The sequence below is a fragment of the Frigoribacterium sp. 9N genome (assembly GCF_902506305.1).
In the GTDB taxonomy this organism is placed as follows: Bacteria; Actinomycetota; Actinomycetes; order Actinomycetales; family Microbacteriaceae; genus Frigoribacterium.
On the sequence record NZ_LR733392.1, the window covers coordinates 1,403,452 to 1,428,556 of the forward strand.

General features: G+C 71.8%; 23 protein-coding genes. 12 read left to right on the forward strand and 11 right to left on the reverse strand.

The window, feature by feature from the left end; genetic code table 11:
• The gene (locus ARTHRO9V_RS09630; RefSeq protein WP_159828629.1) at positions 1–1,359 is read right to left on the reverse strand and encodes a pitrilysin family protein; all 1,359 of its coding nucleotides are present in this window, start codon (positions 1,357–1,359) and stop codon (positions 1–3) included.
• A gap of 252 nt (positions 1,360–1,611) precedes the next feature.
• On the opposite strand from ARTHRO9V_RS09630, the gene ARTHRO9V_RS09635 reads away from it, so the two are divergent.
• A complete protein-coding gene (locus tag ARTHRO9V_RS09635) occupies positions 1,612–2,229 on the forward strand; it encodes a TetR/AcrR family transcriptional regulator (RefSeq protein WP_123571792.1) in 618 nt (205 codons plus the stop codon).
• Between the two features lie 131 nt (positions 2,230–2,360).
• On the opposite strand, the gene ARTHRO9V_RS09640 is transcribed toward ARTHRO9V_RS09635, so the two are convergent.
• Complete coding sequence (locus ARTHRO9V_RS09640; RefSeq protein WP_236557008.1) at positions 2,361–3,410, reverse strand: aldo/keto reductase; 1,050 nt, start codon at positions 3,408–3,410, stop codon at positions 2,361–2,363.
• 249 nt (positions 3,411–3,659) lie between these two features.
• Positions 3,660–5,933 carry a polyribonucleotide nucleotidyltransferase gene (locus ARTHRO9V_RS09645; RefSeq protein WP_056048130.1) on the reverse strand — a complete coding sequence of 758 codons (2,274 nt, stop codon included), beginning with the start codon at positions 5,931–5,933 and terminating at the stop codon, positions 3,660–3,662.
• 338 nt (positions 5,934–6,271) lie between these two features.
• On the opposite strand from ARTHRO9V_RS09645, the gene ARTHRO9V_RS09650 reads away from it, so the two are divergent.
• A complete protein-coding gene (locus ARTHRO9V_RS09650) occupies positions 6,272–7,504 on the forward strand; it encodes a hypothetical protein (RefSeq protein ID WP_159826832.1) in 1,233 nt (410 codons plus the stop codon).
• A gap of 123 nt (positions 7,505–7,627) precedes the next feature.
• Here the strand turns inward: ARTHRO9V_RS09650 and rpsO are convergent, their stop codons facing one another.
• Complete coding sequence (gene rpsO / locus ARTHRO9V_RS09655) at positions 7,628–7,897, reverse strand: 30S ribosomal protein S15 (protein WP_043596660.1); 270 nt, start codon at positions 7,895–7,897, stop codon at positions 7,628–7,630.
• A 93-nt stretch (positions 7,898–7,990) separates the two neighbouring features.
• A complete protein-coding gene (locus ARTHRO9V_RS09660) occupies positions 7,991–8,452 on the reverse strand; it encodes a VanZ family protein (protein WP_056048134.1) in 462 nt (153 codons plus the stop codon).
• 148 nt (positions 8,453–8,600) lie between these two features.
• Here ARTHRO9V_RS09660 and ARTHRO9V_RS09665 point away from each other — a divergent pair, with 148 nt between their 5' ends.
• Positions 8,601–9,335: a M50 family metallopeptidase gene (locus tag ARTHRO9V_RS09665; protein WP_123571797.1), complete on the forward strand. Its 735-nt coding sequence runs from the start codon at positions 8,601–8,603 to the stop codon at positions 9,333–9,335.
• A gap of 40 nt (positions 9,336–9,375) precedes the next feature.
• Here ARTHRO9V_RS09665 and ARTHRO9V_RS09670 read toward each other — a convergent pair whose 3' ends face one another.
• Positions 9,376–9,915, reverse strand: coding sequence for an adenine phosphoribosyltransferase (locus ARTHRO9V_RS09670; RefSeq protein ID WP_054147222.1), 540 nt, complete (start codon positions 9,913–9,915; stop codon positions 9,376–9,378).
• A gap of 142 nt (positions 9,916–10,057) precedes the next feature.
• On the opposite strand from ARTHRO9V_RS09670, the gene ARTHRO9V_RS09675 reads away from it, so the two are divergent.
• The 3 genes from ARTHRO9V_RS09675 to ARTHRO9V_RS09685 are packed head-to-tail and all read left to right on the forward strand — an operon-like array spanning position 10,058 to position 12,077.
• Positions 10,058–11,095, forward strand: a complete 1,038-nt coding sequence (locus ARTHRO9V_RS09675; protein WP_159826834.1) for a M4 family metallopeptidase — start codon at positions 10,058–10,060, stop codon at positions 11,093–11,095.
• A gap of 56 nt (positions 11,096–11,151) precedes the next feature.
• A complete protein-coding gene (locus ARTHRO9V_RS09680) occupies positions 11,152–11,451 on the forward strand; it encodes a protealysin inhibitor emfourin (RefSeq protein ID WP_056048144.1) in 300 nt (99 codons plus the stop codon).
• Positions 11,448–12,077 carry a hypothetical protein gene (locus ARTHRO9V_RS09685; RefSeq protein ID WP_159826836.1) on the forward strand — a complete coding sequence of 210 codons (630 nt, stop codon included), beginning with the start codon at positions 11,448–11,450 and terminating at the stop codon, positions 12,075–12,077. Before ARTHRO9V_RS09680 ends, ARTHRO9V_RS09685 begins: the two co-directional genes overlap by 4 nt.
• Before the next feature lie 127 nt (positions 12,078–12,204).
• On the opposite strand, the gene ARTHRO9V_RS09690 is transcribed toward ARTHRO9V_RS09685, so the two are convergent.
• Positions 12,205–13,173: a LacI family DNA-binding transcriptional regulator gene (locus ARTHRO9V_RS09690; RefSeq protein WP_159826838.1), complete on the reverse strand. Its 969-nt coding sequence runs from the start codon at positions 13,171–13,173 to the stop codon at positions 12,205–12,207.
• A gap of 178 nt (positions 13,174–13,351) precedes the next feature.
• Between ARTHRO9V_RS09690 and ARTHRO9V_RS09695 the strand changes: the two genes are divergently transcribed.
• The 5 genes from ARTHRO9V_RS09695 to ARTHRO9V_RS09715 all read left to right on the forward strand — a co-directional run bounded on the left by ARTHRO9V_RS09695 (position 13,352) and on the right by ARTHRO9V_RS09715 (position 18,279).
• Positions 13,352–14,176: an ABC transporter permease gene (locus ARTHRO9V_RS09695; protein WP_071257252.1), complete on the forward strand. Its 825-nt coding sequence runs from the start codon at positions 13,352–13,354 to the stop codon at positions 14,174–14,176.
• Positions 14,173–14,970: an ABC transporter permease gene (locus ARTHRO9V_RS09700; RefSeq protein WP_233568518.1), complete on the forward strand. Its 798-nt coding sequence runs from the start codon at positions 14,173–14,175 to the stop codon at positions 14,968–14,970. The genes ARTHRO9V_RS09695 and ARTHRO9V_RS09700 overlap by 4 nt, the downstream gene beginning before the upstream one ends.
• The gene (locus ARTHRO9V_RS09705; protein WP_159826840.1) at positions 14,967–15,977 is read left to right on the forward strand and encodes an ABC transporter ATP-binding protein; all 1,011 of its coding nucleotides are present in this window, start codon (positions 14,967–14,969) and stop codon (positions 15,975–15,977) included. The genes ARTHRO9V_RS09700 and ARTHRO9V_RS09705 overlap by 4 nt, the downstream gene beginning before the upstream one ends.
• 113 nt (positions 15,978–16,090) lie before the next feature.
• Positions 16,091–17,161: an extracellular solute-binding protein gene (locus ARTHRO9V_RS09710; RefSeq protein ID WP_159826841.1), complete on the forward strand. Its 1,071-nt coding sequence runs from the start codon at positions 16,091–16,093 to the stop codon at positions 17,159–17,161.
• Complete coding sequence (locus ARTHRO9V_RS09715; protein WP_236557010.1) at positions 17,158–18,279, forward strand: hypothetical protein; 1,122 nt, start codon at positions 17,158–17,160, stop codon at positions 18,277–18,279. The genes ARTHRO9V_RS09710 and ARTHRO9V_RS09715 overlap by 4 nt, the downstream gene beginning before the upstream one ends.
• Positions 18,280–18,373: 94 nt before the next feature.
• On the opposite strand, the gene ARTHRO9V_RS09720 is transcribed toward ARTHRO9V_RS09715, so the two are convergent.
• The 3 genes from ARTHRO9V_RS09720 to ARTHRO9V_RS09730 all read right to left on the reverse strand — a co-directional run bounded on the left by ARTHRO9V_RS09720 (position 18,374) and on the right by ARTHRO9V_RS09730 (position 22,023).
• Complete coding sequence (locus tag ARTHRO9V_RS09720) at positions 18,374–20,665, reverse strand: UvrD-helicase domain-containing protein (protein WP_159828635.1); 2,292 nt, start codon at positions 20,663–20,665, stop codon at positions 18,374–18,376.
• Between the two features lie 150 nt (positions 20,666–20,815).
• Complete coding sequence (locus ARTHRO9V_RS09725) at positions 20,816–21,649, reverse strand: aldo/keto reductase (RefSeq protein WP_123571801.1); 834 nt, start codon at positions 21,647–21,649, stop codon at positions 20,816–20,818.
• Entirely contained in the window at positions 21,649–22,023 is a 375-nt protein-coding gene (locus tag ARTHRO9V_RS09730; RefSeq protein WP_043596717.1) for an FKBP-type peptidyl-prolyl cis-trans isomerase, read from the reverse strand. Before ARTHRO9V_RS09730 ends, ARTHRO9V_RS09725 begins: the two co-directional genes overlap by 1 nt.
• Before the next feature lie 225 nt (positions 22,024–22,248).
• Between ARTHRO9V_RS09730 and ARTHRO9V_RS09735 the strand changes: the two genes are divergently transcribed.
• Positions 22,249–23,589, forward strand: a complete 1,341-nt coding sequence (locus tag ARTHRO9V_RS09735; RefSeq protein WP_236557011.1) for an MFS transporter — start codon at positions 22,249–22,251, stop codon at positions 23,587–23,589.
• Between the two features lie 67 nt (positions 23,590–23,656).
• Here the strand turns inward: ARTHRO9V_RS09735 and ARTHRO9V_RS09740 are convergent, their stop codons facing one another.
• Positions 23,657–25,033: a PrsW family intramembrane metalloprotease gene (locus tag ARTHRO9V_RS09740; protein WP_159826845.1), complete on the reverse strand. Its 1,377-nt coding sequence runs from the start codon at positions 25,031–25,033 to the stop codon at positions 23,657–23,659.
• Between the last annotated feature and the right edge of the window lie 72 nt (positions 25,034–25,105).

The window sequence follows — 25,105 nt, forward strand, 5'->3', positions numbered from 1 at the left end:
TCATCGAGGGGTCGCTCCCGACGTCGTCGTCGGGATCGGGAAGGACGTCTCGTCGACCTCGCCCACCAGCACGGTCGACAAGGGGCCGGAGAGGAGGCGGTCCGCCAACGTCCGGACGTCGTCGGACGTCACGGCCTCGACCCGGGCGAGGGACGTGTCGAGGTCGACGAACTCACCGGTCGAGATCTCGGCTCGACCGAGGCGGTTCATCCGGGTGTCGCTGTCCTCGAGGGCGAGGGCCGCCGCCCCTCCGAGTTGGCCGAGGGCTCGTCGGCGCTCGTCGTCGGTGATGCCGTCGGTGGCGAGGCCTTCGAGCTCGCCGAGCATGAGCCGGGCGACCTCACCCGCGTTGGCGGGCGTGCACCCGGCGTAGAGCCCGAAGAGACCGGCGTCGGAGTAGCTCGGGGCGAACGAGTAGACCGAGTAGGCGAGTCCACGGCGCTCACGGATCTCTTGGAACAGTCGAGACGACATGCCCCCGCCGAGCACCGAGTTCAGCACGGCCAGGGCGGGTCGACGGTCGTCCCCGACGGAGATGCCCGGCAGCCCCAGCAGGACGGTGGCCTGCTCGAGGGGACGCCGGATCACCTGGAGCGGTTCACCCGCGACGAGCCCGACGGGTGCGTCGTCGCGACGGGGCACGGGCGACGCCGACTCGGTGGGCCACCCGGCCCGGTCGAGCGCCGCCGTCAACCGCTCGAGTGCTCGGTCGTGGTCGACCGCCCCGGCGATGGACACGACGAGATCCTGCGGACGGTAGTTCGCTCGGTAGTGCCGGTCCACGTCGTCGCGGGCCGCAGCACGGATGCTCTCGGGCGACCCCCCGATCGGACGACCGAGCGGGTGGTCGCCGAAGACCGACTCGAAGAGCCGCTCACCGGCCATGTCGGCTGGATCGTCCTCCGCCATGGCGAGTTCTTCGAGGATCACCCCTCGTTCGGTCTCGAATTCGGCCGGGTCGAGGGTCGACGAGGTCACCATGTCGGTGAGCACGTCGATCGCGTCGTCGAGGTCGACGTCGCGCACCCGGGCGTAGTAGCAGGTGTACTCCTTGGCCGTCGCGGCGTTGTGCTCGCCACCCACCGACTCGAACGACACCGCGATGTCGAGGGCGGACCGGGTCGGGGTGCCCTTGAAGAGGAGGTGCTCGAGGAAGTGGGTCGACCCCCGTTCGGCGTCCGACTCGTCACGGGACCCGACCGCGACCCAGAGGCCGATGGTCGTGCTGCGCGCCCCGGGCATGCGCTCGCTGAGCACCCGGACGCCCGAGGGCAGCACGGTGCGCCTCACCAGCGCGTCGCCCGTGGCGCGGAAGGAGATCTCGACCTCGTCGAGCGGGAAGGAGACAGGGCCGTTCATCATGTCGAGCCTAGGCGACCTCCCCTGCGGTAGTCCGTGAGCCCCACGGGACGGCTGGCACCCGAACTGGGGGACGATTCTGAGGACAAACAGACAACTCTGTTTGTCCTCATCGGTGTTAGAGTCAGACCACCGACGACGACCCCATCCCCCCTGATGGTCGTCGTCGGCGGCTGGTCGGACGTCGTCAGAAGGTCCGGAGCGCGCGTCCCCCACGCGGCTTCTAGCCGAGACGTCCCAAGGAGCCACGCTGTGACGGTCGATTCCCCCCAACCGGCCGTCCAGCGTCTCCCTGGTCGCCCTCGCGCCGACTCCCCCGTCCCCGGTGCCCGATCCCGCGTCCTGACGACCGCCAATCGCCTGTTCTACGACGAGGGCGTCCGCGTCGTCGGCGTCGACCGCCTCATCGCCGAGTCGTCGGTGACCAAGGCGACGTTCTACAAGCACTTCGGCGCGAAGGACACCCTCGTGCTCGAGTACCTCGCCGGTCGTCACGACCTCGAGGCAGCCGAGCTGTCCGCCCTGGTCGAGGCCCACGACGGGGGCCGCGCGACCCTCGAGGCGTACCTCGAGGCGGTCGGCGCCCGACTCCAGACCGTGTCGTTCCGAGGCTCGGCCTTCGCCAACGCGGCGTCCGAGTTCAGCGATCCGACCCACCCCGTCCGTCTCGCCATCGCCGAGCACCGCGAGTGGCTGACGGCCGAGATGGTCTCCCTCTTCAAGGTCGCGGGCCACCCCCTGCCGGGCGACGCAGCGGACGATCTCGTCCTCGCCCTCGACGGCGCCCAGGTGGGCGCCTACGCCGGCGACGCCATCGCCGCGGCGGCCTCCCTGCGCCGCACGGCGGAGCGGCTCCTCGTCGCCGCCTAGGTCATCGGCGGACGACGCAGCACATCGACGTCACCATGGGCGCTGTCCCGGCAGCGCGTCACCGTGGCGCCGTCCCCGCGGACGTCGTCGTCGGGTACCCCCAGGTACGGGCCGACCACGTCGCCTGGCGGTCAGGCCGAGGCGCGGTCGAGGTCGAGGACCTGGTTGCGTGTGAGCTGCACCCGCGCGGCCTGGGCGAGTTCGTAGACCTGCTTGGCGTTCGTCGCACTGGCCACCGGTGCCACGACGTTCGGCTTGGCGAGCAACCAGGCCAGCGCGATCGCAGCACTCGAGACCTCGTGGACGGACGCGATGCGGTCCAGCTCGTGCACGACCCTGAGGCCCCTCTTGGACAAGTACTTCGCGAGCGCCCGGCGACGGGGGCTGTGGGCGAAGTCGGAGCGCGAACGGTACTTGCCCGCGAGGAACCCACTGGCGAGGGCGAAGCGCGGCATGACGGCGAGTCGCTGCTGCGCGGCGACGTGCGCCAGGCCCTTCTCGTACTCGGACCGGTCGAGGAGGTTGTACTGGTTCTGCAGGGCCACCATCGGGGCGATTCCGAGCATCCCCGCCGCGATGCGGGCCTCGTAGAGGCGGTTGCCCGAGTGATGGGAACCACCGAACCATCGGACCTTGCCCACCCGGATGAGGTGGTCGACGGCCAGCAGGGTGCGCTCGAACGCCACCTCGGTGTCGTCCACGTGCAGGTAGAGCAGGTCGATGTGGTCGGTTCCGAGCCGCTCGAGGGACGCGTCGACGGCCCGCTCGATCGCGCGGGGGGTCAGACCGGGGTTGTCGGCGCTCTTGCCCACCTTGGTGGACACGACCATGTCGTCGCGTGATCGACGGGAGCGCATCCACGATCCGATCATGATCTCGCTGCGACCCCCGGCGTAGGAGTCGGCCGTGTCGACGAAGTTGCCGCCGAGATCGAAGTAGGCATCGAGCACGGAGGTCGTCTCGGCCTGGTCGGCCGTCCACCCGAACACGTTGCCGCCGAGGGCCAAGGGGAAGACCTTGAGGTCGGAGAGGCCCAGACGGCGGCGCGGCTGGATGATGCCGAGATCGACGGGAACGGTGGGCTGGGCGGCGGACGCCCGGGCGGCGGCGGCCGCGATGGCGGCTGCGGCGGCGAAGTCGGACGTGGCAGAACGGGCGAGCTCGGCCGTCGTCTCGGTCACGCCGTTCCTTCCTCGTCGCGAATTCCCGATGCGACTCTGTGCGATCGCATGGGGTATGGTTCGCCCTCCACGATCAAGAATACGGCCACGCGCCCGGTTTCCGCCGCCGCCGCACCCAATCGTTACGCCGTGTCGCCGCCCCGATCCGGGGGACGCGCCTCCTGCTCCGGCAGCGACCAGGGAGCCACGCCGGGACGGCGAAGGGCCCGCCCCGACCGAGGTCGGGGCGGGCCCTTCGTGGTGCGGTGACTACGCGTCGACGGACTCGTCGGTCGACTGCTCGGTCGCTCCGCTCGAGTCGGTGTCGGCTTCTTCCGCCACGACCGGGGCGAGCGAGAGCTTGCCGCGGTCGTCGATCTTCGTGATCTCGACGAGGATCTTCTGGCCGACGCCGAGGACGTCCTCGACGTTCTCGACGCGCTTGCCGCCGGCGAGCTTGCGGACCTCGCTGATGTGCAGCAGGCCGTCCTTGCCGGGGAGGAGCGAGACGAACGCACCGAAGGACGCGATCTTGACGACCGTGCCGAGGAACTGCTCGCCGATCTCGGGGTTGGTCGGGTTGGCGATCGCGTTGACCTGGGCGCGGGCGGCCTCGGCCGAGGGACCGTCGACGGCACCGATGTAGACGGTTCCGTCTTCTTCGATGCTGATGTCGGCGCCGGTCTCGTCCTGGATGGCGTTGATCGTCTTGCCCTTGGGGCCGATCAGCTCGCCGATCTTGTCCTGCGGGATCTGGACCGAGATCACGCGGGGCGCGGTCGGGGCCATCTCGTCGGGGGCGTCGATCGCCGAGTTGAGCACGCCGAGGATGGCGGTGCGCGCCTCCTTCGCCTGCTTGAGGGCGGCGTCGAGCACGGCGGTCGGCAGACCGTCGAGCTTGGTGTCGAGCTGGATCGCCGTGACGAACTCGCTCGTGCCGGCGACCTTGAAGTCCATGTCGCCCAGAGCGTCTTCGGCACCGAGGATGTCGGTCAGGGCCGCGTAGCGGGTCTGACCGTCGACGGTGTCGGAGACGAGTCCCATGGCGATGCCGGCGACCGGGGCCTTGAGGGGCACACCGGCGTTGAGCAGCGACAGGGTCGACGCGCAGACCGAACCCATCGACGTCGAACCGTTGGAGCCGAGGGCCTCGGACACCTGACGGATCGCGTAGGGGAACTCTTCGCGGCTGGGCAGCACCGGCACGAGGGCGCGCTCGGCGAGGAAGCCGTGCCCGATCTCGCGACGCTTCGGCGACCCGACGCGGCCGGTCTCACCGGTCGAGTAGGGCGGGAAGTTGTAGTGGTGCAGGTAGCGCTTCTTGGTGACCGGGCTCAGCGAGTCGATCTGCTGCTCCATCTTGAGCATGTTCAGCGTGGTGACGCCCATGATCTGGGTCTCGCCGCGCTGGAAGATGGCGGAGCCGTGGACGCGCGGGATGACCTGCACCTCGGCGTCGAGCGGACGGATGTCGGCGAGGCCGCGGCCGTCCATGCGGATCTGCTCGGTGAGGATGCGGTCGCGGACGACCTTCTTCGTGGCCGACTTGTAGGCGGCACCGACCTGGCCGAGGGCCGTGTCGGGCAGCTCGCCCGCGTCGACCTTGGCGGCGATCGCGTCCTTGACACGCGACTTGAGGGCGTCGTCGGCGTCCTGGCGCTCGATCTTGCCGGCGATCTTGTACACCTCGGCGAGCTCGGTGCCGGCGGCGGCCGTGACGGCCTCGAGCACCTCGTCGGTGTAGGGGAGGAACACCGGGTAGTCGGCGATCTCCTTCGCGGCCTGGGCGGCCATCGTCGCCTGGGCGTCGACGAGCTGCTTGAGGAAGGGCTTGGCGGCCTCGAGGCCCTGGGCCACGATCGCCTCGTCGGGCTTGGTGGCGCCGCCCTGGATGAGACCCCAGGCGTGCTCGGTGGCCTCGGCCTCGACCATCATGATCGCGACGTCCTCGTTGCCGGCGGCGTCGGTGACGACACGGCCCGCGACGGTCAGGTCGAAGACGGCGTCCGCGAGCTGGCTGGCCTTGGGGAAGGCGACCCACTGGTCACCGATCAGGGCGAGACGCACACCGGCGATGGGGCCGGAGAACGGCAGACCCGAGATCTGGGTGGAGGCGCTGGCCGCGTTGATCGCGAGGGCGTCGTAGAACTCGTCGGGAGCGATGCTCAGCACCGTGATGACGACCTGGACCTCGTTGCGCAGACCCTCGACGAACGAGGGACGCAGCGGCCGGTCGATGAGGCGGCAGACCAGGATGGCCTCGGTCGAGGGGCGACCCTCGCGGCGGAAGAACGAGCCGGGGATCTTGCCCGCGGCGTACGAACGCTCTTCGACGTCGATGGTGAGCGGGAAGAAGTCGAAGTTGTCCTTCGGCTTCTTGCTGGCGCTCGTGGCCGACAGAAGCATGGTGTCTTCGTCGAGGTAGGCAGCGACGGCTCCCTGAGCCTGCTGGGCGAGACGACCGGTCTCGAATCGGATGGTGCGCTTGCCGAACTTGCCGTTGTCGAGGACGGCTTCGCCGAACTTGATCTCTGGACCCTCCATGTGGGGGCTACTCCTCTTTGTTTTGCATCGAGGCCCCGTGTGGGCATCGATGTGTACCGGAGCGGGCGGCGTGGACGGCATGGCGACATGCACGTGCAACAACGCGACGGAGGCGGTGGCACGTCTGGCCAACAGTAGAAACGGTCGGACCCCGCACCCGACCCGGACGCTCGGCGTCGGTCGGGGCATTCCGCCTGTCACCACCGGTGACCAGCAGCCGTACCGGCCTGCTCCGAGCGCGATCCTAGCACTCGGACCCGTCCGGCCGGGGTCCGCGACGCGGGTGTCGCCCGGACGGGGAGGCGCGGTGCCGGGGGGACGGCGTTAGGGTCGTCTCCATGCGTGCTCACGACAGGTCCGGCCGGGATCGTCGCGCGAGCCGCCTCGCGGTGGCGACCGGCGCCTCCTTGGCTCTCGTGTTGACGACGCTCGTGGCGCCGTCCGCCGCGTCCGCCGCGGGGTACCCGACCTGGGCCCAGGTCGAGGCCGCGAAGGGGAACGCCGCGGCGACCCAGGCGCAGGTCGACCTGATCGACGCGTCGCTCGACAGCCTCGAGAAGGCCGCGTCCGACCGCAGCGACGAGGCGGTCCTCGCCGACCAGGCCGACGCGGCGGCGCAGTCCGACCTCTCGGCGGCGTCGCAGCGAGCGGACGAGCTCTCGGCCGACGCCGAGCGTGCGCGGGCCTCCGCCGACACGGCGGAGCGGGAGGCCGGCCAGCTCGCCGGCAGCCTGTTCCGCACCGGCGGCACGCAGACCCTGGGCACCGACCTCTTCACGTCGCCCGACCCCGGGGCCGCGCTGTACCAGTTGGGCTCGCTCACGCAGCTCGGCGACCGGTGGCAGACGGTGCTCGCCGACGCCACGACCGCGAGCAACACGGTGTCGTCCCTCAGCGAGCAGGCGACGACCGCGGCCGACCGGCGCGACTCGCTCGCGCGCGACGCCCGGGCCGCGGCCGACCAGGCCGCCGCGGCGCAGGCGACCGCGGACGCCGAGGTGACCAGCGCCACCCAGAGGTCGACCGACCTCTACGCCCAGCTCGCCGCCCTGAAGGACTCGACGTCGGAGCTCGAACAGCAGTACCGGGCCGGCGTCGCCGCGCAGCAGGCGTACGCGGCGCAGGAGGCCGCGGCGAAGGCCCAGGCCGCCGCCGCCGCGAAGGCGCCGTCGCGTGGCGGATCGTCCGCAGGTGGCGGATCGTCCGGGGGCGGGGCGACCGTCCCCGGAACGGGACGTCCCGGCGGAGCGACGCCTCCCCCGACCGGAGCGGTGAACGACCCGGCGGGCGCCAAGACCTACGCGGCCACGAAGGTCGGGTCCGGGGCCGAGTACACCTGCCTCGTCCAGCTCTGGAACAAAGAATCGGGCTGGCGCACCAACGCGACCAACCCGTCGGGCGGCGCCTACGGCATCCCCCAGGCCCTGCCCGGCAACAAGATGGCCTCGAGTGGACTGGACTGGCAGACGAACTACCGCACCCAGGTGGACTGGGGCATCGGGTACATCCAGGGCCGCTACGGGACGATGTGCGCCGCGTGGGCGCACTCGGTCGCGAACAACTGGTACTGAGCGCCGCACCTGCCCTCGAGCACGGGCACCGCCCCTCCCCCGGAACGAGAGAACGGCCCCCTCGGCGTGCAGCCGGAGCTGGGTGCCGAGGGGGCCGTCGTCGAGACGTCCGGAGCGCGAGGACTAGCGGCGCAGGCCGAGACGACCGATGAGCGTGCGGTAACGCTCGATGTCGACCTTGGACAGGTATCCCAGGAGGCGACGGCGCTGGCCGACGAGCAGCAGCAGGCCACGACGCGAGTGGTGGTCGTGCTTGTGCTCTTTGAGGTGCTCGGTCAGGTCGAGGATGCGCTGCGTCATCACGGCGACCTGGACCTCGGGGGATCCGGTGTCGCCGGGGTGGGTCGCGTATTCTTCGATGATCCGGGTCTTGACGTCAGGTGCGAGTGCCATGGAGGGATCCCCTTTCAGTTCGTTGCGCGGTGCTCGTCACCGGATGTGCGAGCTCTCTTTCTCCGCGGCCGTTCAGACGGCAACCTGAGGAGCCTACCAGACGGGCGCCGCCGACCCCTGTCGCGATCGGCCCCGTCCCCGACCCCGACGCCGCCGGGGCAGGACGAGTCCGACGAACGCCGCGCCGATCGCGGCCCCGAGGGTGTTCATGACGAGGTCCTGCGGGTCGGAGAAGCGCGTGGCCGACAGGTACGTCGCCTGGACGGTCTCGATGCCCACCGTCGCGGCGAACCCGACCACGATGCCGACCCACCAGAAGCGCTTCGGCAGCAGGAGCGCGGGGAACATGCCCATCGGGACGAACATCGCCACGTTCGCCGCGGCCTCGACCCGGGCGAAGGTGATCCACGAGGTCTCGTCGTGCCGGGCGAAGACGTCGAGCGCCCGCCAGAGCAACGCCCCGGTGTCCGCGTCGTAGACGCTCGGTCGCAGGGTCATCCAGGCGACCCCGGCGAGGTAGACGAGGGTGAGCAGGAGGAGGACGGCGCGACGCATCCGTCCATGGTGCGGCACCGGTCGGTGGGAGGACGCCCGGAACGGCCGAAGATCAGCCTGGAGGACGACCCGCCCCGGGGGGCGACCGCGGCAGGGCCGAGGAGGCGCGGTGCGCGACCCCGCGCACCCCGCCTCCTAGGCTCGTCGGGTGGACGCACTCACCGACCTCTGGGCCCGGATCAGCCAGCTCGCCGCCCCCCTGCCCGGCTCGTGGCTGCTCGGCAGCGTCGCCGCCGGCCTGCTGCTCGTGCTGCTGCCGGGCACCTGGCACACGGTGCGGCACGCCGTCACCGTCGTGCACGAGGGCGGGCACGGCCTCGCCGCGGTGCTGACCGGTCGTCGGCTGACGGGCATCCGACTGCACTCGGACACCTCGGGCCTGACCGTGTCGAAGGGGCCGCGGACCGGGGCGGGCATGGTCATCACGTTGCTCGCCGGCTACACCGCACCCGCGATCGCCGCCCTGGGCGCCGCGTGGCTGCTGTCGGCCGGCTACGCGGCCGGGCTGCTCTGGGCCCTGCTGCTGCTGCTCGCGCTGATGCTCGTGCAGATCCGCAACTGGTTCGGGCTCTGGGTGGTGCTGCTGGGCGCCGCCCTCGTCGTCGCCGTGACGTTCTTCGCGTCGCCGACCTGGCAGGCGGTGTTCGGACTCGTCGTGACGTCGGTCCTCGGCTTCGGCGCGCTGCGGGCGTCGCTCGAGCTGCAGCGCAGCCGGCGGCGCTCACGCTCGACCGCGTCGGACGCCGACCAGCTCGCCGGGCTGACCCGGGTGCCGGGCGTCGTCTGGGTCGGGGTCTTCGTGCTCGTCGCCCTGGGCTGCCTGCTGGGCGGGGCGGGGTTGCTCTTCCCCGGGGCGCTCGAGGCCGCTCGGTCGTTCGCCTGAGGTCGGACGGCCACCGGCGCCCGGCGGCCGACGCGAGAGGTCAGGCGGGGGCGGACGACAGGGCGTGCACGGGGACGTGGCCCTCGAGGCGGGCCCGGCCACCGAGACCGTCGAGCTCGAGCAGCACGGCGACGCCGGCCACGACGTAACCCGCTCGTTCGAGCAGGGTGACGGTCGCCTCGACCGTGCCGCCGGTCGCCAGCACGTCGTCGACGATCAGGACGCTCGACCCCGCCGGGATCTGGTTCGGACGCAGTTCGAGCGTGGCCTCGCCGTACTCCAGGGCGTAGCTCTCGCTGAGGACCTCGCCGGGCAGCTTGCCCGCCTTGCGCACCGTGAGGACGCCGACGCCCTGCTCGATCGCGATGGCCCCGGCGAGCGCGAAGCCGCGCGCCTCGATGCCGGCGACGGCGACGAACCCGCCGTCGAACGGCTCGGAGAGCGCCGTGGTCACGGTGGCGAAGGCGTCGGCGTCGGAGAAGAGCGGGGTGACGTCGCGGAAGAGGATGCCGGGCTTCGGGAAGTCGGGGACGACGGCGATCTTGCTGTCGACGAACGAGGAGGCATCGGTGACGGTCATGCCCTCAACGGTAGTCGGGCGGACGGCGCCCCCCGCCCCTCGAGGCCTGCTGCGTCCGTCCCCGCGACGCGCGACCGACCGGTACGTCACGATCGTGTGAACAGTCGGGCCCGATGTCGGAGGCGCGTGCGAGAGTGCACGCATGTCGCGGTTCATCGTCCCCCCGTACCTGCTCGCCCACCTCGCCGAAGCCGATTCTCCCCGCCTGCACCGGGCACCTCGGGCGGCGCGCAACGGCCTGCTCGCGATGGAGGCCGTCGACCGCAACGCGACTCCCCCGGTCGTCCGGGGGGCGCTCGGCGCAGAGTCCGTGCTCGAGCGCTCGGTGTTCGACGCGCAGGGCACCGAAGAGCTGCCGGGCGTCCGCGTCCGCGGCGAGGGTGAACCCGCCACCGACGACGTCGCCGCCACCGAGGCGTACGACGCCCTCGGCGCGACCTACGCGCTGTTCCACGAGGTCTACGGGCGCTCGTCGATCGACGGCGCCGGGCTGCCGCTCGACGCGACCGTCCACTACGGCCAGGACTACGACAACGCCTTCTGGAACGGCGAGCGGATGGTGTTCGGCGACGGCGACGGCGAAGTCTTCGGGCGCTTCACGGCCTCGGTCAGCGTCATCGGGCACGAGCTCACCCACGGCGTCACGCAGTACACCGCAAACCTCACCTACCAGGGGCAGTCGGGTGCGCTCAACGAGTCGGTCAGCGACGTGTTCGGGGCGCTCGTCGAGCAGCACCTGTTCGGGCAGACCGCCGACGACGCGACGTGGCTCATCGGCGAAGGGCTCTTCACCGCCGAGGTGCAGGGGCGGGCGCTGCGGTCGATGAAGGCCCCGGGCACCGCGTACGACGACGACGTCCTCGGGAAAGACCCCCAACCCGCCCACCTGGACGACTACGTCGAGACCACCGACGACAACGGCGGGGTGCACCTCAACTCGGGCATCCCCAACCGGGCCTTCTACCTCGTCGCCGAGGCGCTCGGCGGCGAGGCCTGGTTGCGGGCCGGGCAGATCTGGTACGACACGCTCACCGGCGGCACGCTGTCGACCGAGGCGACCTTCGCGCAGTTCGCGGCGGCCACCGTCGAGGCGGCGACCACACGGTACGGAGCGGACTCCGACGAGACCCGCGCGACGTCGGCCGGGTGGGCGGGCGTCGGGGTCACCCCGGCCAGCTGACGCCGACCGGCACGAGACCCTGCTGCCCCGGACACGGCCGGGGTAGCATCGCGCCCATGAAGGTCACCGTGTCGCGCTCCGGTGGCTTCGCCGGTCTCACCCGCAGTTGGACGGTCGACGTCGACTCCGAGCCCGACACCGAGTCGTGGCTCGTCCTCATCGACCAGGTGCCCTGGTCGCAGGCCCCGGCCGCCGCGCAGGCCGTGCAGCCCGATCGCTTCGTCTGGGTCATCACGGCCGAGACCCGGCCCACCCGCAAGGCCAAACTGCCCGAGCAGCAGGTCACGGGGCCGTGGCGCGAGCTCGTGGACCGCGTCCGCAGCACCTCCGAGGCCGAGGCCGGTCCGACCCGATGAGCGACCGTACGCGCCGACCTCGTCGGCGTCTCTCGGGCGAGGTGCTCGCGGGGCTGCTCGCCCTCGTCGTCCTCGTGGCGGGCGGGGTCGGGGTGGCCGTGGTGCAGAGCGGCAACCCGCTGAACGTCCGAGGGGCCGTCACCGCGCCTCCGTGGGGTCGACCCGCCACCGACCGGCTCGAGACCCGGGCCGCCGCCGCCGGTCTCGAGAACGTCTGGGGCCAGGACCTCGCCATGCACGTGCACACGCACCTCTCGATCACCGTCGACGGGCAGGCGGTGACCGTCCCCGGCGACATCGGGCACGACTCGGACGCGAAGTTCGCCGCCGAGATCCACACGCACGACACGAGCGGCATCGTGCACGTCGAGTCCCCCACCCGCGAGACCTTCGTACTGGGCCAACTGTTCAGCGAGTGGGACGTCGCCCTCGACGGACGCGGGGTCGGCTCGCTCGGGCACGACGACGGGCTCGAGCTCCACACCTTCGTCGGCGGCAGCCCCTACACGTCCGACCCGGCCGGCATCCCGCTGCGGGACTTCGAACGCATCGACCTCGTGCTCGCGCCGATCGGCGAGACCGTCACCGCGCCTCCGGCCTTCGCCTGGCCCGCCGACTACCGCTGAGGCGCCTCCCGCTGAGGCGCCCGACGCCCGACGCCTGACGCCCGACGCCCGGCGCCCACCGCCGAGCCTCCTCCGGCCCGGCCGCCTCCAGCCGAGCCGCGTCGGGCTCCGCAGCCCGTCGGCGAGGTCAGGGCCAGCGGACCGGCACCGGGAGGCGCGTGGAGGTCGGCTCGGACGGCCCACCCGGTGCCAGCAGCTCGAGCAGGCGGCCGGCCGCGACCCGCCCCAGGTGCTCGCCGTCGACGTCGATCGCCGGGACGCCGACCAGACCGAGGGCGTCGACGACCATGCGCTCCGAGCTGACCGTGACGGAGCGGTCGCGGTGCTCGTCGGCCCGGAGGACGAACATCAGGCCGAGCCCGATGGCCGTCGCGTAGGGCACGACGGCCGTCGCCCCGGAGGCGAGGACGTGGTCGCTCGCCCGGACGCCGGCTTCGAAGGTCGACGGGTAGGGACCCAGCACCGTGAGCTCGGCCCGGCCGGCCGCCGCGTCGACCACCGCGGCCGTGCGTTGGGTGTTCTGCCACGAGCCGTCGGGCCCGCCGAGGTAGACGACGCGCTCGTGCCCCTCGGCGACGAAGCGCGACACGAGCGAGCCGAAGGCGGCAGCCGTGTCGGCGACGACCGACGACACCCCGGCCACCTCGCGGTCGACGAGCACGGTCGGCTTGTGGCCGGTCGCGGCCCGCACGACGTCGTCGGCCCCGCGCGGGGCGACGACGATGAACCCGTCGACCTGGTGCGACAGCCGCTCGAACGCCGCCAGCTCACCCGCCTCGGCCAGCGGGTGGACGGCGACCGTCAGCTGGAGGTCGGCCTCGCCCGCCGCGGCCTGGGCCCCGGCGATGATCGGCGTGAAGAACGCGTTGTCGAGGGTCGGCACGACGAGCGCGACCACGCCCGTGCGCCCCCTCGCCAGTTGACGGGCCGCCCGGTTGGGCACGAAGCCGAGCTTCTCGGCGGCGGCGAGCACGCGTCCGGCCGTGTCGGGCGACACCAGCTCGGGGCGGCTGAGGACGCGAGAGGCGGTGGCCTTCGACACGCCCGCCAGCGTCGCCACGTCCGCCAGCGTCGCGAGCCGCCCTGCCCCAGTCATGCCCACCACCCTAGGGCCTCCGTGAAACCGGTCCCGCGCGGTGGTCCGACGCTTGTAACAAGGTGTTTACACGGCGGGGCCGACGCAGGCGACCAGCGCCCTTAGGGTCGATGTAACCGGTTTCACCCGAGGTGGGGTCGGCATCCCCCCAGAGGCCACACCGATCGGAGGACAACCCGTGACGTCCCGCAAACCCGCGCTGCTGTTGCTGCTGCCGGGCCTCGCCTTCCTGCTGATCGGATTCGCGGTGCCGTCGCTCGCGATGCTGTTCGCCCCACCCGGCGTGACCGCCGGCGAGATCGTCGGCCGCCTCGGCCAGATGCTCACCGACCCGTTCGACCTGCGCATCATCGGTCGCACCGTGGGGCTCGGCCTGGTCGTCACGGTCATCTGCGTGGCCCTCGGCTTCCCCATCGCCTACCTGCTGGCCCGTTCGACCTCGCGCTGGTCGGGCGTCCTGCTCGCCCTGGCGATCTTCCCGCTGCTGCTCAGCAACGTCGTCCGCACCTTCGGGTGGCTCGTGGTGCTCGGCAAGAACGGCGCCATCGGTCAACTGCTCACGACGCTCGGCCTGGTCGACGAGGCCCCGCAGCTGCTCTACACCGAGCTGGCGATCGTGCTGGGTCTGACCCAGTTGTTCCTGCCGCTCGCGATCATCTCGTGCTACTCGGCCGTGGCCCAGGTCGACCCGGGCCTCGACGACGCCGCCCGCGGACTCGGCGCGAGCCGCACGCGAACCTTCTGGAGCATCGTCGTGCCCCTCTCTCTGCCCGGCGTCGTCGTCGCGGCCACCCTCGTCTTCGCGGGCTCGGTCACCGCCTACACGACCCCGTACCTGCTCGGCGGCTCGGGCCAACGCATGCTCGCCACCCAGCTCTTCTCGTACTCGAGCGTGACGATCGACTGGGCCGGGGCCTCGGCCACCGCCCTGATCATGACCGTGTTGGTCTTCGTCGTCTCCGGCTTGTCGTCGCTCGTCGCCCGGAAGGGAGCCACCTCGTGACCACCCGCCGCCCGGTCGCCGGCACGCTCGCCGTCGCCGGCTACGTCGTGATGATCGTCCCGATCCTCTTCGTCGTCGCCACCGCGTTCACGAGTGAACGCACTCTGCGCTTCCCGCCCCAGGGGTTCTCGCTGCGCTGGTTCGAGGCCGCCTTCGGCTACGACCCGTTCACCCAGGCCCTGGTCTCGAGCCTCCAGCTGGCCCTGATCGCCACCGTGCTCGCCCTGCTCGTCGGCATCCCCGCGACCCTGGCGATCCATCGCGGCAGGCTGCCGGGCAAGGGCCTCGTCGAGGCCCTGTTCCTGTCGCCCCTGATCGTCCCCGAGCTCGTGGTGGGGCTCGCGCTCTACCAGCAGCTCGTCATCGGGTTCCGGCTCGACGCCTTCCCCGTGCTGTTGATCGGGCACACCGTGTTGATGCTGCCCTACGCGGTCCGCGTGACCGGCGCCTCCCTGGCACTGGCCGACCCCGCCCTCGAGGAGGCCGCCCGCGGTCTCGGCGCGTCTCCCCTGCGGGCCTTCGTCACGGTGACCCTGCCCCTGCTGCGGCCCGGCATCTTCTCGGCGGCGCTGCTCAGCTTCGTCACCTCGTTCAACAACGTGCCCCTGTCGCTGCTGCTGCAGAGCCGCGACTTCCGCACCCTGCCCGTCACGATGCTCGACTACGTGCAGCAGAGCTACGACCCCATGGTCGCGGCGATGGCCACGCTGATCCTCGCGGGCACCGTCGTCATCGCCGTCATCGCCGAACGCACCGTCGGCTTCGCCAAGATCTTCGGAGGCATCAACAGATGAGCACCGCAGCAGAATTCGTCGCCGTCAGCCAGGTCTTCGGCGACTTCACCGCCGTCGACTCGATCGACCTGTCGATCGCCGAGGGCAAGCTCACGACGCTGCTCGGCCCGAGCGGATGTGGCAAGACGACGAGCCTGCGCATGCTCGCCGGCTACGCCGCCCCGACGTCGGGGACGATCCGCATCGCCGGCGTCGACAGCACGCGCACCCCACCCGAGAAGCGCGACCTGGGCATGGTGTTCCAGTCCTACGCGCTGTTCCCGCACCTGAGCGTCGCCGACAACGTCGGCTACGGACTGAAGCTGCGCGGCGTCGACACCGCCGAGCGCCGCCGTCGCGTGATGGAGACCCTCGACCTGGTCGGCCTGGCCCACCTCGCCGGCAGCAAGCCGAAGAAGCTCTCGGGCGGCCAGCAACAGCGCGTCGCGCTGGCCCGCGCCATCGCCATCCGGCCGAAGCTGTTGCTGCTCGACGAACCCCTGTCGAACCTCGACGCGCGCCTTCGCGTCCAGATGCGCGCCGAGATCCGCCGCATCCAGGGCGAGACGGGCCTCACCGTCGTGTTGGTCACGCACGACCAGGACGAAGCGCTCGAGATGAGCGACGACATGGTGCTCATGCGGGCCGGCCGGATCATGCAGCAGGGCTCGCCCCAGCACGTGTTCCCGAACCCGGCGAACCGCTTCGTCGCCGACTTCCTCGGCTACGAGAACTTCGTCACGGCGGCCGACGGCACGCTGCTCGCGATCCGCCCCGAGCACCTCGGGGTCGTCCCCGAGCCCCCCGCAGGAGGCGCGGTGCCCGACGGCCTGCATCTCGCCGGGGTCGTCACCGACGTCGCGTACCGCGGGGTCGACCTGCTCGTCACCGTGCAGGCCGTCGACGCCGCCGGTGCCGAAGTGCGCCTGCTGTCGGACGTCCGCAGCACGGGCTCCGAGACGGTCGCGATCGGCGACCGGGTGACCGTCTCGGCGCCGGCGTCGCGGCTCGTGGCCCTCGCCGACTGACCCGCCCGGTGCGCGGAGCCGCGCGCGCCTCCTCGGGTCTCCCCTCCACCGTCCCACCCGCCCGCGTTCCACACCGCCCGGTCTCGCCGAGACCGCCCCGAAAGGACACGACCATGACCTCCACCCTCCGCACCCGCCTGGCGATCGTCGCCGGCGTCGCCGCGACGACCCTCGTGCTCGCCGGCTGCTCCGCCGACGGCGGCGGCGAGTCCGACGCCGACACGATCACCGTGAGCACCTTCCCGTTCGGCGTCGAGGAGTTCCAGGAAGCCGTCATCGACCCGTTCACCGAGAAGACCGGCATCGAGGTGGTCGTCGACACCGGATCGAACTCCGACCGCCTGTCCCAGCTGCAGGTCGCGGGCGGGCAGCCCGACGTGGACGTCATGCTGATCTCGGACTACTACGCGGCACTCGGCCAGGAGGACGACCTCTTCCAGCAGGTGGACGCCTCGGCCGTGCCGTCGCTCGACGAGATCGCCGACTTCGCGAAGGAGGACTCGTACCTCGGCCCGGCCTACAGCTACCAGCTCAACGGGACGATGTACTCGACCGACGAACTGACCGCCGACGAGGCCGCGCAGTGGAGCCTGTACGGCGAGGAGGACCTCTCGGGCAAGGTCGCCCTGCCGGACATCTCGGTGACGGCCGGCCAGCTGATGGTCTCGGGCGTCGCGGAGGAGTACGGCGACGGACCCTACGACATCGACGCGGCCCTCGACCGGCTCGGCGAGTGGGCCCCCGGCGTGCTGCAGTTCTACAGCTCCTCCACCGAGGTGACCAACCTGCTGACGCAGGGCGAGATCGTCGCCGCGGACTCCCTGAGCGGCTTCGCGACCGACCTCGTCGAGTCCGGCGAACCGATCGCCTGGACGGCCCCCGCGACGGGCCGCTACATGGCCACCAACCGCGCGATGATCCCGACCGGCGCCGAGAACGTCGACGGTGCGAACCAGTTCATCGACTACCTGCTCTCGGTCGAGGCGCAGACCTCGTCCGCCGAGATCGTCGGCGACCTGCCGGTCGCCCCGGGCGCCACGGTGCCCGACACGATCGAGGCCGTCGTGGGCGACATCGCCGCCGACCCGGTCGCGGCGGGCTACTCGACCCTCGACCCGACCGAACTCGTCCCCACCCGCTCGGACTGGGTCGACCGCTTCGCCCGCGAGGTGACCTCGCGGTGACGGACACCACCCTGCCCCCGGCCTACCTGGACCGCATGCCCAAGGTCGACCTGCACTGCCACCTGATCGGGACGGTCCGCGCGAGCACCTTCGCCGAGTTGGCCCGCCGCGAGGGTCTCGACCTGCCCGACGAGCCCGAGCGGATCTTCGCCGACATCAACTCGCTCCCGCCCGACCCGGCTCTCTACCGCGACACGCGCATCCCCGTGCCGCAGGGGCGCAGCGTCGACGAGCCCGAGGTGTCGTACTCGTTGTTCCAGGCCTCGAACTGGGTCGTCGAGGTGCTCCGCGACGCGGACGACCTCACCCGGATCGTCTACGAGGCCTTCGAGGACGCGCACCACGCGAGTGCGACGCGGCATCTCGAGCTGTTCTTCGACGCCGTCCCGCCGCACCTCGCGTCGCTCGGCTACACCGGCTCGGTGGAGGCCTACGCCGAGGGCATCCGGCTCGCCGAGCGCGACTTCGGCATGACCGGGCGCATGATCCAGGGCATCGACCGCAGCAGGAGCGGCGAGCACGCCCTCGAACTCGTCCGTCAGGTGGTGGACCACCCGCACGAGTACGTGGCCGGGATCGGCCTCGACAACCTCGAGACGAGCGGGCCACCCGAGCGCTTCGTCGACGCCTACCGGCTGGCGGGCGAGGCCGGGCTGGGCCGGACGGCCCACTCGTCCGAGCACTCCCCCACGGCGGTCAACACGATCACGTGCCTCGACCAGCTCGGCTGCGACCGCATCGACCACGGGTACTACGTGCTCGAGGACGACGAGGTCGTCGCGCGCGTGCGCGACGAGCAGGTGGCGTTCACCGTCGTGTCGACGACCTCCCGACGGTCGTGGCGTCCCTGGCGCCGCGCCTCCATCGAGGCCATGCTCGAGGCGGGCCTGAACGTCGTGCCGGCCTCCGACGACCCGGGCATGTTCCCGACGACCCTCGCCGCCGAGTACCGCATCGTGCACGAACAGATCGGGGCCACCGCCGACCAGGTGCGCTCGATGGCCTCCGCTGGCGTCGACGCCAGCTGGCTGCCCGCCGTCGAGAAAGACGCCCTGAGAGCACGCGTCGACCGGGAGTTGGCGGCCCTCGATGACGAGTTCGGGGTGGCCGGGGCCTGACCGGGTCAGGGGCCGAGCCGGCGCGGGGGCCGGGCCGGCTCAGGCCGAGCCGGCCGGCCCCGGCGCCCCGACCCGGCCTACGAGACGACCCGGCCTACGAGACGACCGTGAGGCGTTGCGTGGGCCGGGTCATCGCCACGTAGAGACTGGCGTTGCCGCGTCGGCTCGCCAGTCGGACGCGCTCGGGGTCGACCACGACGACCGAGTCGAACTCGAGACCCTTCGACGTCGCCGGGCTCAGCACCGAGATCGGCTTGGTCAACGATGCCGTGCCGGCGGCCACGAGACCGTCGAACTCGGCCGACAGGGCCTCGACGAGGGTCGAGACGGCCTGCTCGGGGGCGATCACCGCGAGCGTGCCCTCGGAGTCGATCGCCCGGTCGGCCCGGACGGCGTCGACGGTGGCACGGACGAAGTCGTCCTTCGAGGAGGCGCCGGTCACCTCGCGCACCGGCCATTCGCTCGAGCGCACCGATCGGCTCGGGGTGATCTGCAGACCGCTCGCCGTCGCGACGCCCTCGGCGTAGGTCACGATCTGCGCCGGCGTGCGGTAGTTGACGGTCAGTTCTTCGAGCCGCCACGGAGCCGACGTGCCCTGGGCGCCTCCGCCGCGACGACGGCCGAGCAGGGCCTGGAGGGCGCGGTCCCACGAGGTCGCCGACGCCGGGCTCGACGCCTGGGCGATGTCGCCGACGACGGTGAACGACCGCAGCGGGCAGCGCCGGGAGAGCAGTCGCCACTGCATGGGCGAGAGTTCTTGCGCCTCGTCGACCACCACGTGGCCGAACGCCCAGGTACGGTCGCCCGCGGCCCGCTCGGCCGTGGTCATCGACGCCGCCCGCTCGGCGAAGCCGCCGGCGATCTGTTCGGCGCTGACCATGCCCTCGACGCCCATGTTCTCGATCGCCCGTTCGGCGTTCTCGATGTCGCGCTTGCGCTGGGCCTTGCGGGCCAGGCGCTCGGGGTCGACACCGGTCTGGAACTCGCCGAGCAGCTCGGCGGCCTCGTCGAGCAGCGGCACGTCGGACACCGTGAAGCCCGCTCCGCGTTCACGCCGCAACAGGGCGCGCTGCTCGGGCGTCCAGCGCGGGGTGATCGACGCGAGCCAGTTCGGCCGGGCGAAGAGGTCCTCGACGAGCTTCTCGGCACTGAGCGGCAGCCAGGCCGTGTTGAGCAGCACGCGCACGTCGTACGACTGCCGGATGTCTTCCCGGAGGACGGCCTCGTCGGACTCGTCGACGGTCGTGCCGTGCTCGCGCATCTGGTCGACCAGCTGGCGCGTCAGGGCCGAGAGGGCCGCCTTGTTGAAGGTGACCCGGGCCACGTTGTGGGGCTTGCCGCGCTCCTGCGCCTTGCGCATGGCCTCGCCGACGAGCTCCGGTCGCACCACGAGTCGTTCGCCGTTGATGTCGATGGTCGTCGGCTCGGCCGGGCGGACCTGCCGCGACCGGACGGCGCGACGCATGAGCTCGGCCATCTCGGCCGACCCCTTGAGGGCGGCGACGTCGGGCGCGTCGTCGGTCTGGGCCTCGACGCCCGGGTACAGGCCGCCGAGGCTCGACAGGACGACGCCGCTCTCGCCGAGCGACGGCAGCACCTGTTCGATGTAGCGCAGGAACGACCGGGACGGCCCGACGACGAGCACGCCCGAACCCTTGAGCCGGTCGCGGTGCGAGTAGAGCAGGTACGCGGCCCGGTGCAGCGCGACGGCCGTCTTGCCCGTGCCGGGGCCGCCCTGGACGACGAGCACGCCGTCGAGCTGAGAGCGGATGATCCGGTCCTGCTCGCCCTGGATGGTGGCGACGATGTCGGTCATGCGGCCGGTGCGCTGGGCGGTCAGGGCGGCCATGAGCGCCCCCTCGCCCTGCAGCTGCACGTCGTCGCGATCGAGCAGGTCGGGGTCGAAGACCTCGTCCTCGAGGCGGGTGACCGTGCGGCCGTCGAGGGTCAGGTGACGACGGGCCCGGGCGCCCATGGGCGTCGCGGCCGTCGCCTGGTAGAACGCGCTGGCCCCGGGGACGCGCCAGTCGAGCAGGATCGGGTGGTGGGCCTCGTCGCGCAGGCCGATGCGGCCGATGTAGCGGTACCGCCCGCCCTCGCCCGGTTCGGCCGGGCGGTCGACGTCGCCGGTCTGGCCGAGCAGGTCGGGCGTCTCGAGCTCGAGGCGACCGAACGCGAGCCGTTCGTCGACCGAGCCGAGCTGGACGATGGTGTCTTCGTACAGGCGCGCGTAGGCGTCGCGCTCGCTGCGGCTCTGGTGGTTGCCGCCGACGGTCTCGCGGCGGGTCCGTTCGAGACGGACGCGGGCGTCGGCCTTCAGCTCGTCGAGGCGTTCGTAGAGGGTGCCCACATAGGCGCGTTCGCGGTCGATCTCGGATGACAACAGGTGTTCGTACCCTTCGGGAAAAGTCGGCACGCCAGTCTAGCTTCCGACCACCGACGGCGAGGCCCGGGAATCCGTCCCGAGACGCAGGAGGCGCACTCGTCCTCGGGGGGACGAGCGCGCCTCCTTGGGGTGGCCGCGGTGGAGCCGGGCCTAGAACTCCTCGTGGGTCAGCGGGTCGCCGTCCCACAGCCGGCCCCGCTCGAGGCCGCTGATCGACTCGACCTCGTCGGGCGTGAGCTCGAAGTCGAAGACGTCGAGGTTCTCGCGCTGACGACCGGCGTCGGCCGACTTCGGGACGGGGACCGCACCGAGCTGGACGTGCCAGCGCAGGACGACCTGCGTGGGCGTCTTGCCGTGGGCCCGCGCGATGTCGGTGACCCGCACCTCCGTGAGGAGTTCGCTCTGCTTCGCGAGCGGGCTCCAGCTCTCGGTGACGATGCCCATGCTCTCGTGCACGGCACGCAACTCGGCCTGGGGGAAGTACGGGTGGAGCTCGATCTGGTTGACCGCGGGCACCACGCCCGTCTCGTCGGCGACTCGCTGCAGGTGCTCGGCCGTGAAGTTCGAGACGCCGACCGAGCCGACGAGGCCGTCTTCCTGCAACCGGACGAAGGCCTTGAACGCCTCGACGTACTTGTCGATGCGCGGGAGGGGCCAGTGGATCAGGTAGAGGTCGACGAAGTCGAGGCCGAGGTTCGCCCGGCTCTCGTCGAAGCTCGCCAGGGCCTCGTCGAACCCGTGGTGTCGGCCGGGCAGCTTCGTCGTGACGACCAGGTCGTCACGGGCCACGTCGGTCTCGCGGATGGCCGCCCCGACGGCCGCCTCGTTGCCGTAGTTCAGCGCCGTGTCGAGCAGACGGTAGCCCGACGAGATCGCCTGGACGACCTGCGCCGTGCCCTCGTCGCCGTTCAGCCCGTAGGTGCCGAGGCCGAGCTGCGGCAGGGTGCGCCCGTCGTTGAGGCCGACCGAGGGGGCGACCGTCATCAGCTGACGCCGAGCAGGTCGATGACGAAGATCAGCGTCTTGCCCGAGAGCGGGTGCCCGCCGCCGGCGGGGCCGTAGGCCAGGTGGGGCGGCACGACGAGCTCGCGGCGTCCGCCGACCTTCATGCCGGGGATGCCCTCCTGCCACCCGCGGACCAGGGCCTGCAGCGGGAAGTTGATGGCCTCGCCACGGCTCCAGGACGAGTCGAACTCCTCGCCGGAGTCGTGCTCGACGCCGAGGTAGTGGACGTTGACGGTCGAGCCGGACTGCGCCTCGGCTCCGTCGCCGACGGTGATGTCGGTGATCGTCAGCTCGGTGGGGGCGGGGCCGGTCGGGGCGTCGATCTCGGGCTTGGTCTGGGGATCGTGAGTCATGCCGACCATCCAACCACCGACGGGCCGAGGGGGCGGGTCGGCCACTCGCGTCCTCCCTGCGAGGCTCGAGGAGCCGACCCGACATCCGCACCGAGATGACGTCATCGATGCGAACACATGGACGCTACTCCGACGGTGACGGGACGCCAAATCGATCGGGCTCCGCCGCGGCCGCCGCGGCCGCCGCAGCCTGCGGAAACCTGCACGATCGGCAAGAATGGCAGCTTGTCCACCACCCCGCCTCCGCCTCCGCCGCCCGACCCCGCCGCGCCCGCCCGTCGCCCGCTGTTCGTCGACGTCACCCCGCTGCGGACGAGTCCGGCCTTCGCCCGCCTCTTCGCGGGCAGCGCGATCAGTGGCATCGGGACGCAGCTCACGCTCGTCGCCGTCGGGCTCGAGATCTTCGAGATCACCCGGTCGACCTTCGCCGTCGCGCTCGTCGGAGTCGTCTCGCTCGTTCCCATGATCCTCGCCGGCCTCTACGGCGGCATGCTCGCCGACGCCTTCGACCGTCGGAAGGTCGCGTTGGTCGCCGCCGTCTTCGCCTGGCTCTCGACCGCGGCCATCGCGCTGCACGCGTACCTCGGGCTGCACGAGGTGTGGCTGCTCTACCTGTTGACCACGGTCAACGCCGTGGCGGGCACGATGATCGCGACCTCGCGCGCCTCGATCGTGCCGCGCCTCCTGCCCCGCGAGCTGCTGCCCGCCGCCTCCGCACTGAGCGGCATCAGCATGGGTCTGATGCTCACCGTCGGACCCGCCCTGGCCGGCGTGCTCGTGGCGGGCGTGGGGTTCCCGCTGACGTACACGGTCGACGTCGTGCTGTTCTCGACGGCGTTCCTCGGGATCGTCACGCTGCCCCCGATCCGCCCCGAGGGCGAGACCCAGCGTCCGGGGCTCGAGTCGCTGCGCTTCGGGCTGGCGTTCCTGAAGCGGTCGCCGAACATCCGGACGACCTTCGTCATGGACATAGTCGCGATGACGTTCGGCATGCCCCGCGTCCTCTACCCGGTGGTCGGCACGCTCGTGATCGGAGGAGGCGCGGTGACGGTCGGCGTCCTCTCCGCCTCGTTCGCGGTGGGCGCCCTGCTGAGCAGCGTGTTCTCGGGACGCCTCGGCCACGTGCGCCGACAGGGTGTCGCCGTGCGGTGGGCGATCACCGCCTACGGTCTCTGCATCGCCGCGTTCGGCGTCGTGCTGCTCGTGACGCCGGCCCACGGCGGCGGCGTCACGGCCGGACTCGACCAGGCGAACCTGGCCGCCCTCGGCGGGGCCGCTCTTGCACTGGCCGGAGCGGGTGCGAGCGACAACGTCAGCTCGATCTTCCGCTCGACCATCCTCCAGTCGGCCGCGCCGGACGCGATGCGGGGCCGCCTGCAGGGGATCTTCATCGTGGTGGTCACGGGCGGGCCGCGAGTCGGCGACCTGTTCGTCGGACTCGTCGCGGGCATCGCCGTCTTCTGGCCGCCACTGCTCGGAGGTCTGTTGGTCGTCGCCCTCGTCGCCCTCGTGGCCCGGCTGACGCCCGCGTTCGGACGTTACGACGCCGAGGCGCCGAGGCCCTGACCCGCGGCGGCGGCCACGGTCGCCGCTGCCGCCGTCACCGCCGTCGCCGTCGCCGTCGTGGCGCGCCTCACCACCCGGGGCCCGACTGCGGCGGCACGGGCGGTCCGGCCACCTGCGACGGCCACCCCGGGTGCTGCGGGTAGCCGACGAAGGCCGTCGGCGGTGCCTGCAGGGCGACGCGACTCGCGGTCAGGGCCTGCAGCAGCTCGGCCTCGTCGCGCTGGACGGCCTCGTCGAGCGCGCGGCGGCCCTTCACCAGCCGCTGGCGGGTGAAGGCGAGGCGCGTCGCGTTCGAGATGAAGACCTTCATGGCGGGTCGGATGCCCCGTGACGCCGCCCACGACCGCGCGCGGCGGCGACCGGCGCTCGACGAGAGCATGCCGACCTCGTCGGCGCTGAACCAGCCGACCGCGGCGTACTCGGCGAGCCGGTCGTGGGTGACCCTCCGCTCGTTGCGTCGCAGGAACACCACGAGCAACACCATGGCCACGAAGATCGGCACCTGCACGAGCAGGTAGTAGACGAAGAAGCCGTCGCCGACCACGAAGAGGGCACCGTTCCAGAGCGCGTGCAGTCCCGCCGCGGGGACGAGGCCGACGAAGAACCAGCCGATCGCGCCGTACGGGCCCGTCCGCCGTGCCGCGAGACCGAGGGCGAAGCCCGTGCAGGCCGTGTACATCACGTGGGCGAACGGCGACATCAGGGCCCGCACGAAGAAGACGTAGGCGAGGCCCTGGCTTCCCGTGGCCAGGTCTTCCCCGACCTGCAGGGCGAAGTACTGGATGTTCTCGACGAAGGCGAAGCCCGCCGCGACCGTCGCCGCGTAGACGATGCCGTCGACCGGGCCGTCGAAGTGGCGTTGGAAGATCCACAGGACGAGCAGCACGCCGAGCCCCTTGGCCCCCTCTTCGACGAGGGGCGCCTGGACCACCGCCCCGAGCACGTCCTCGAGCCCGCTCGAGCGGACCCCGAGCACCGACCGCGCCGTCGTGAGGGCGATGTCGACGATCAGTGCGGTGCCGACCGCGACCGCCGCACCCCAGAGGAAGGCGAAGAGCAGCGCCACGCGCGGCTCGGGCTCCCAGCGGTCGACCAACCAGATGCCGACCAGGACGATGGCCAACGGGACGAAGGCGAGCAGGCTCCCGGCCAGCAGGACGGCGGGCTGGACGAAGATCAGGAAGTACAGGCCGACGGCCAGGGCGAAGGTGCCGATCACGGTGAACCCGACGGCGAGCGCCACGGCACTGGCCACCCGGCGGCGAGGCGTCGGCTGGACGAAGACCGGCTGCACGGGGTACCAGACCGGCTCGGGGTTGACCGCGGGAGCATGCGCCGACCACCCGGGAGCGGCCCCCGGGGTGACGGAGGAGGGGTCGGCGTACGGCGTCAGCGGGCGGCCGTACGCGTCGTGTCCGACGCCGCGGGGATCGGACCAGGTCATCCCCCGACCCTACGGGCTGACGCCGGGGTCGGCGCAGCCTGCGGGCGGGCCGCGACGAGCCGGACGGCCCGG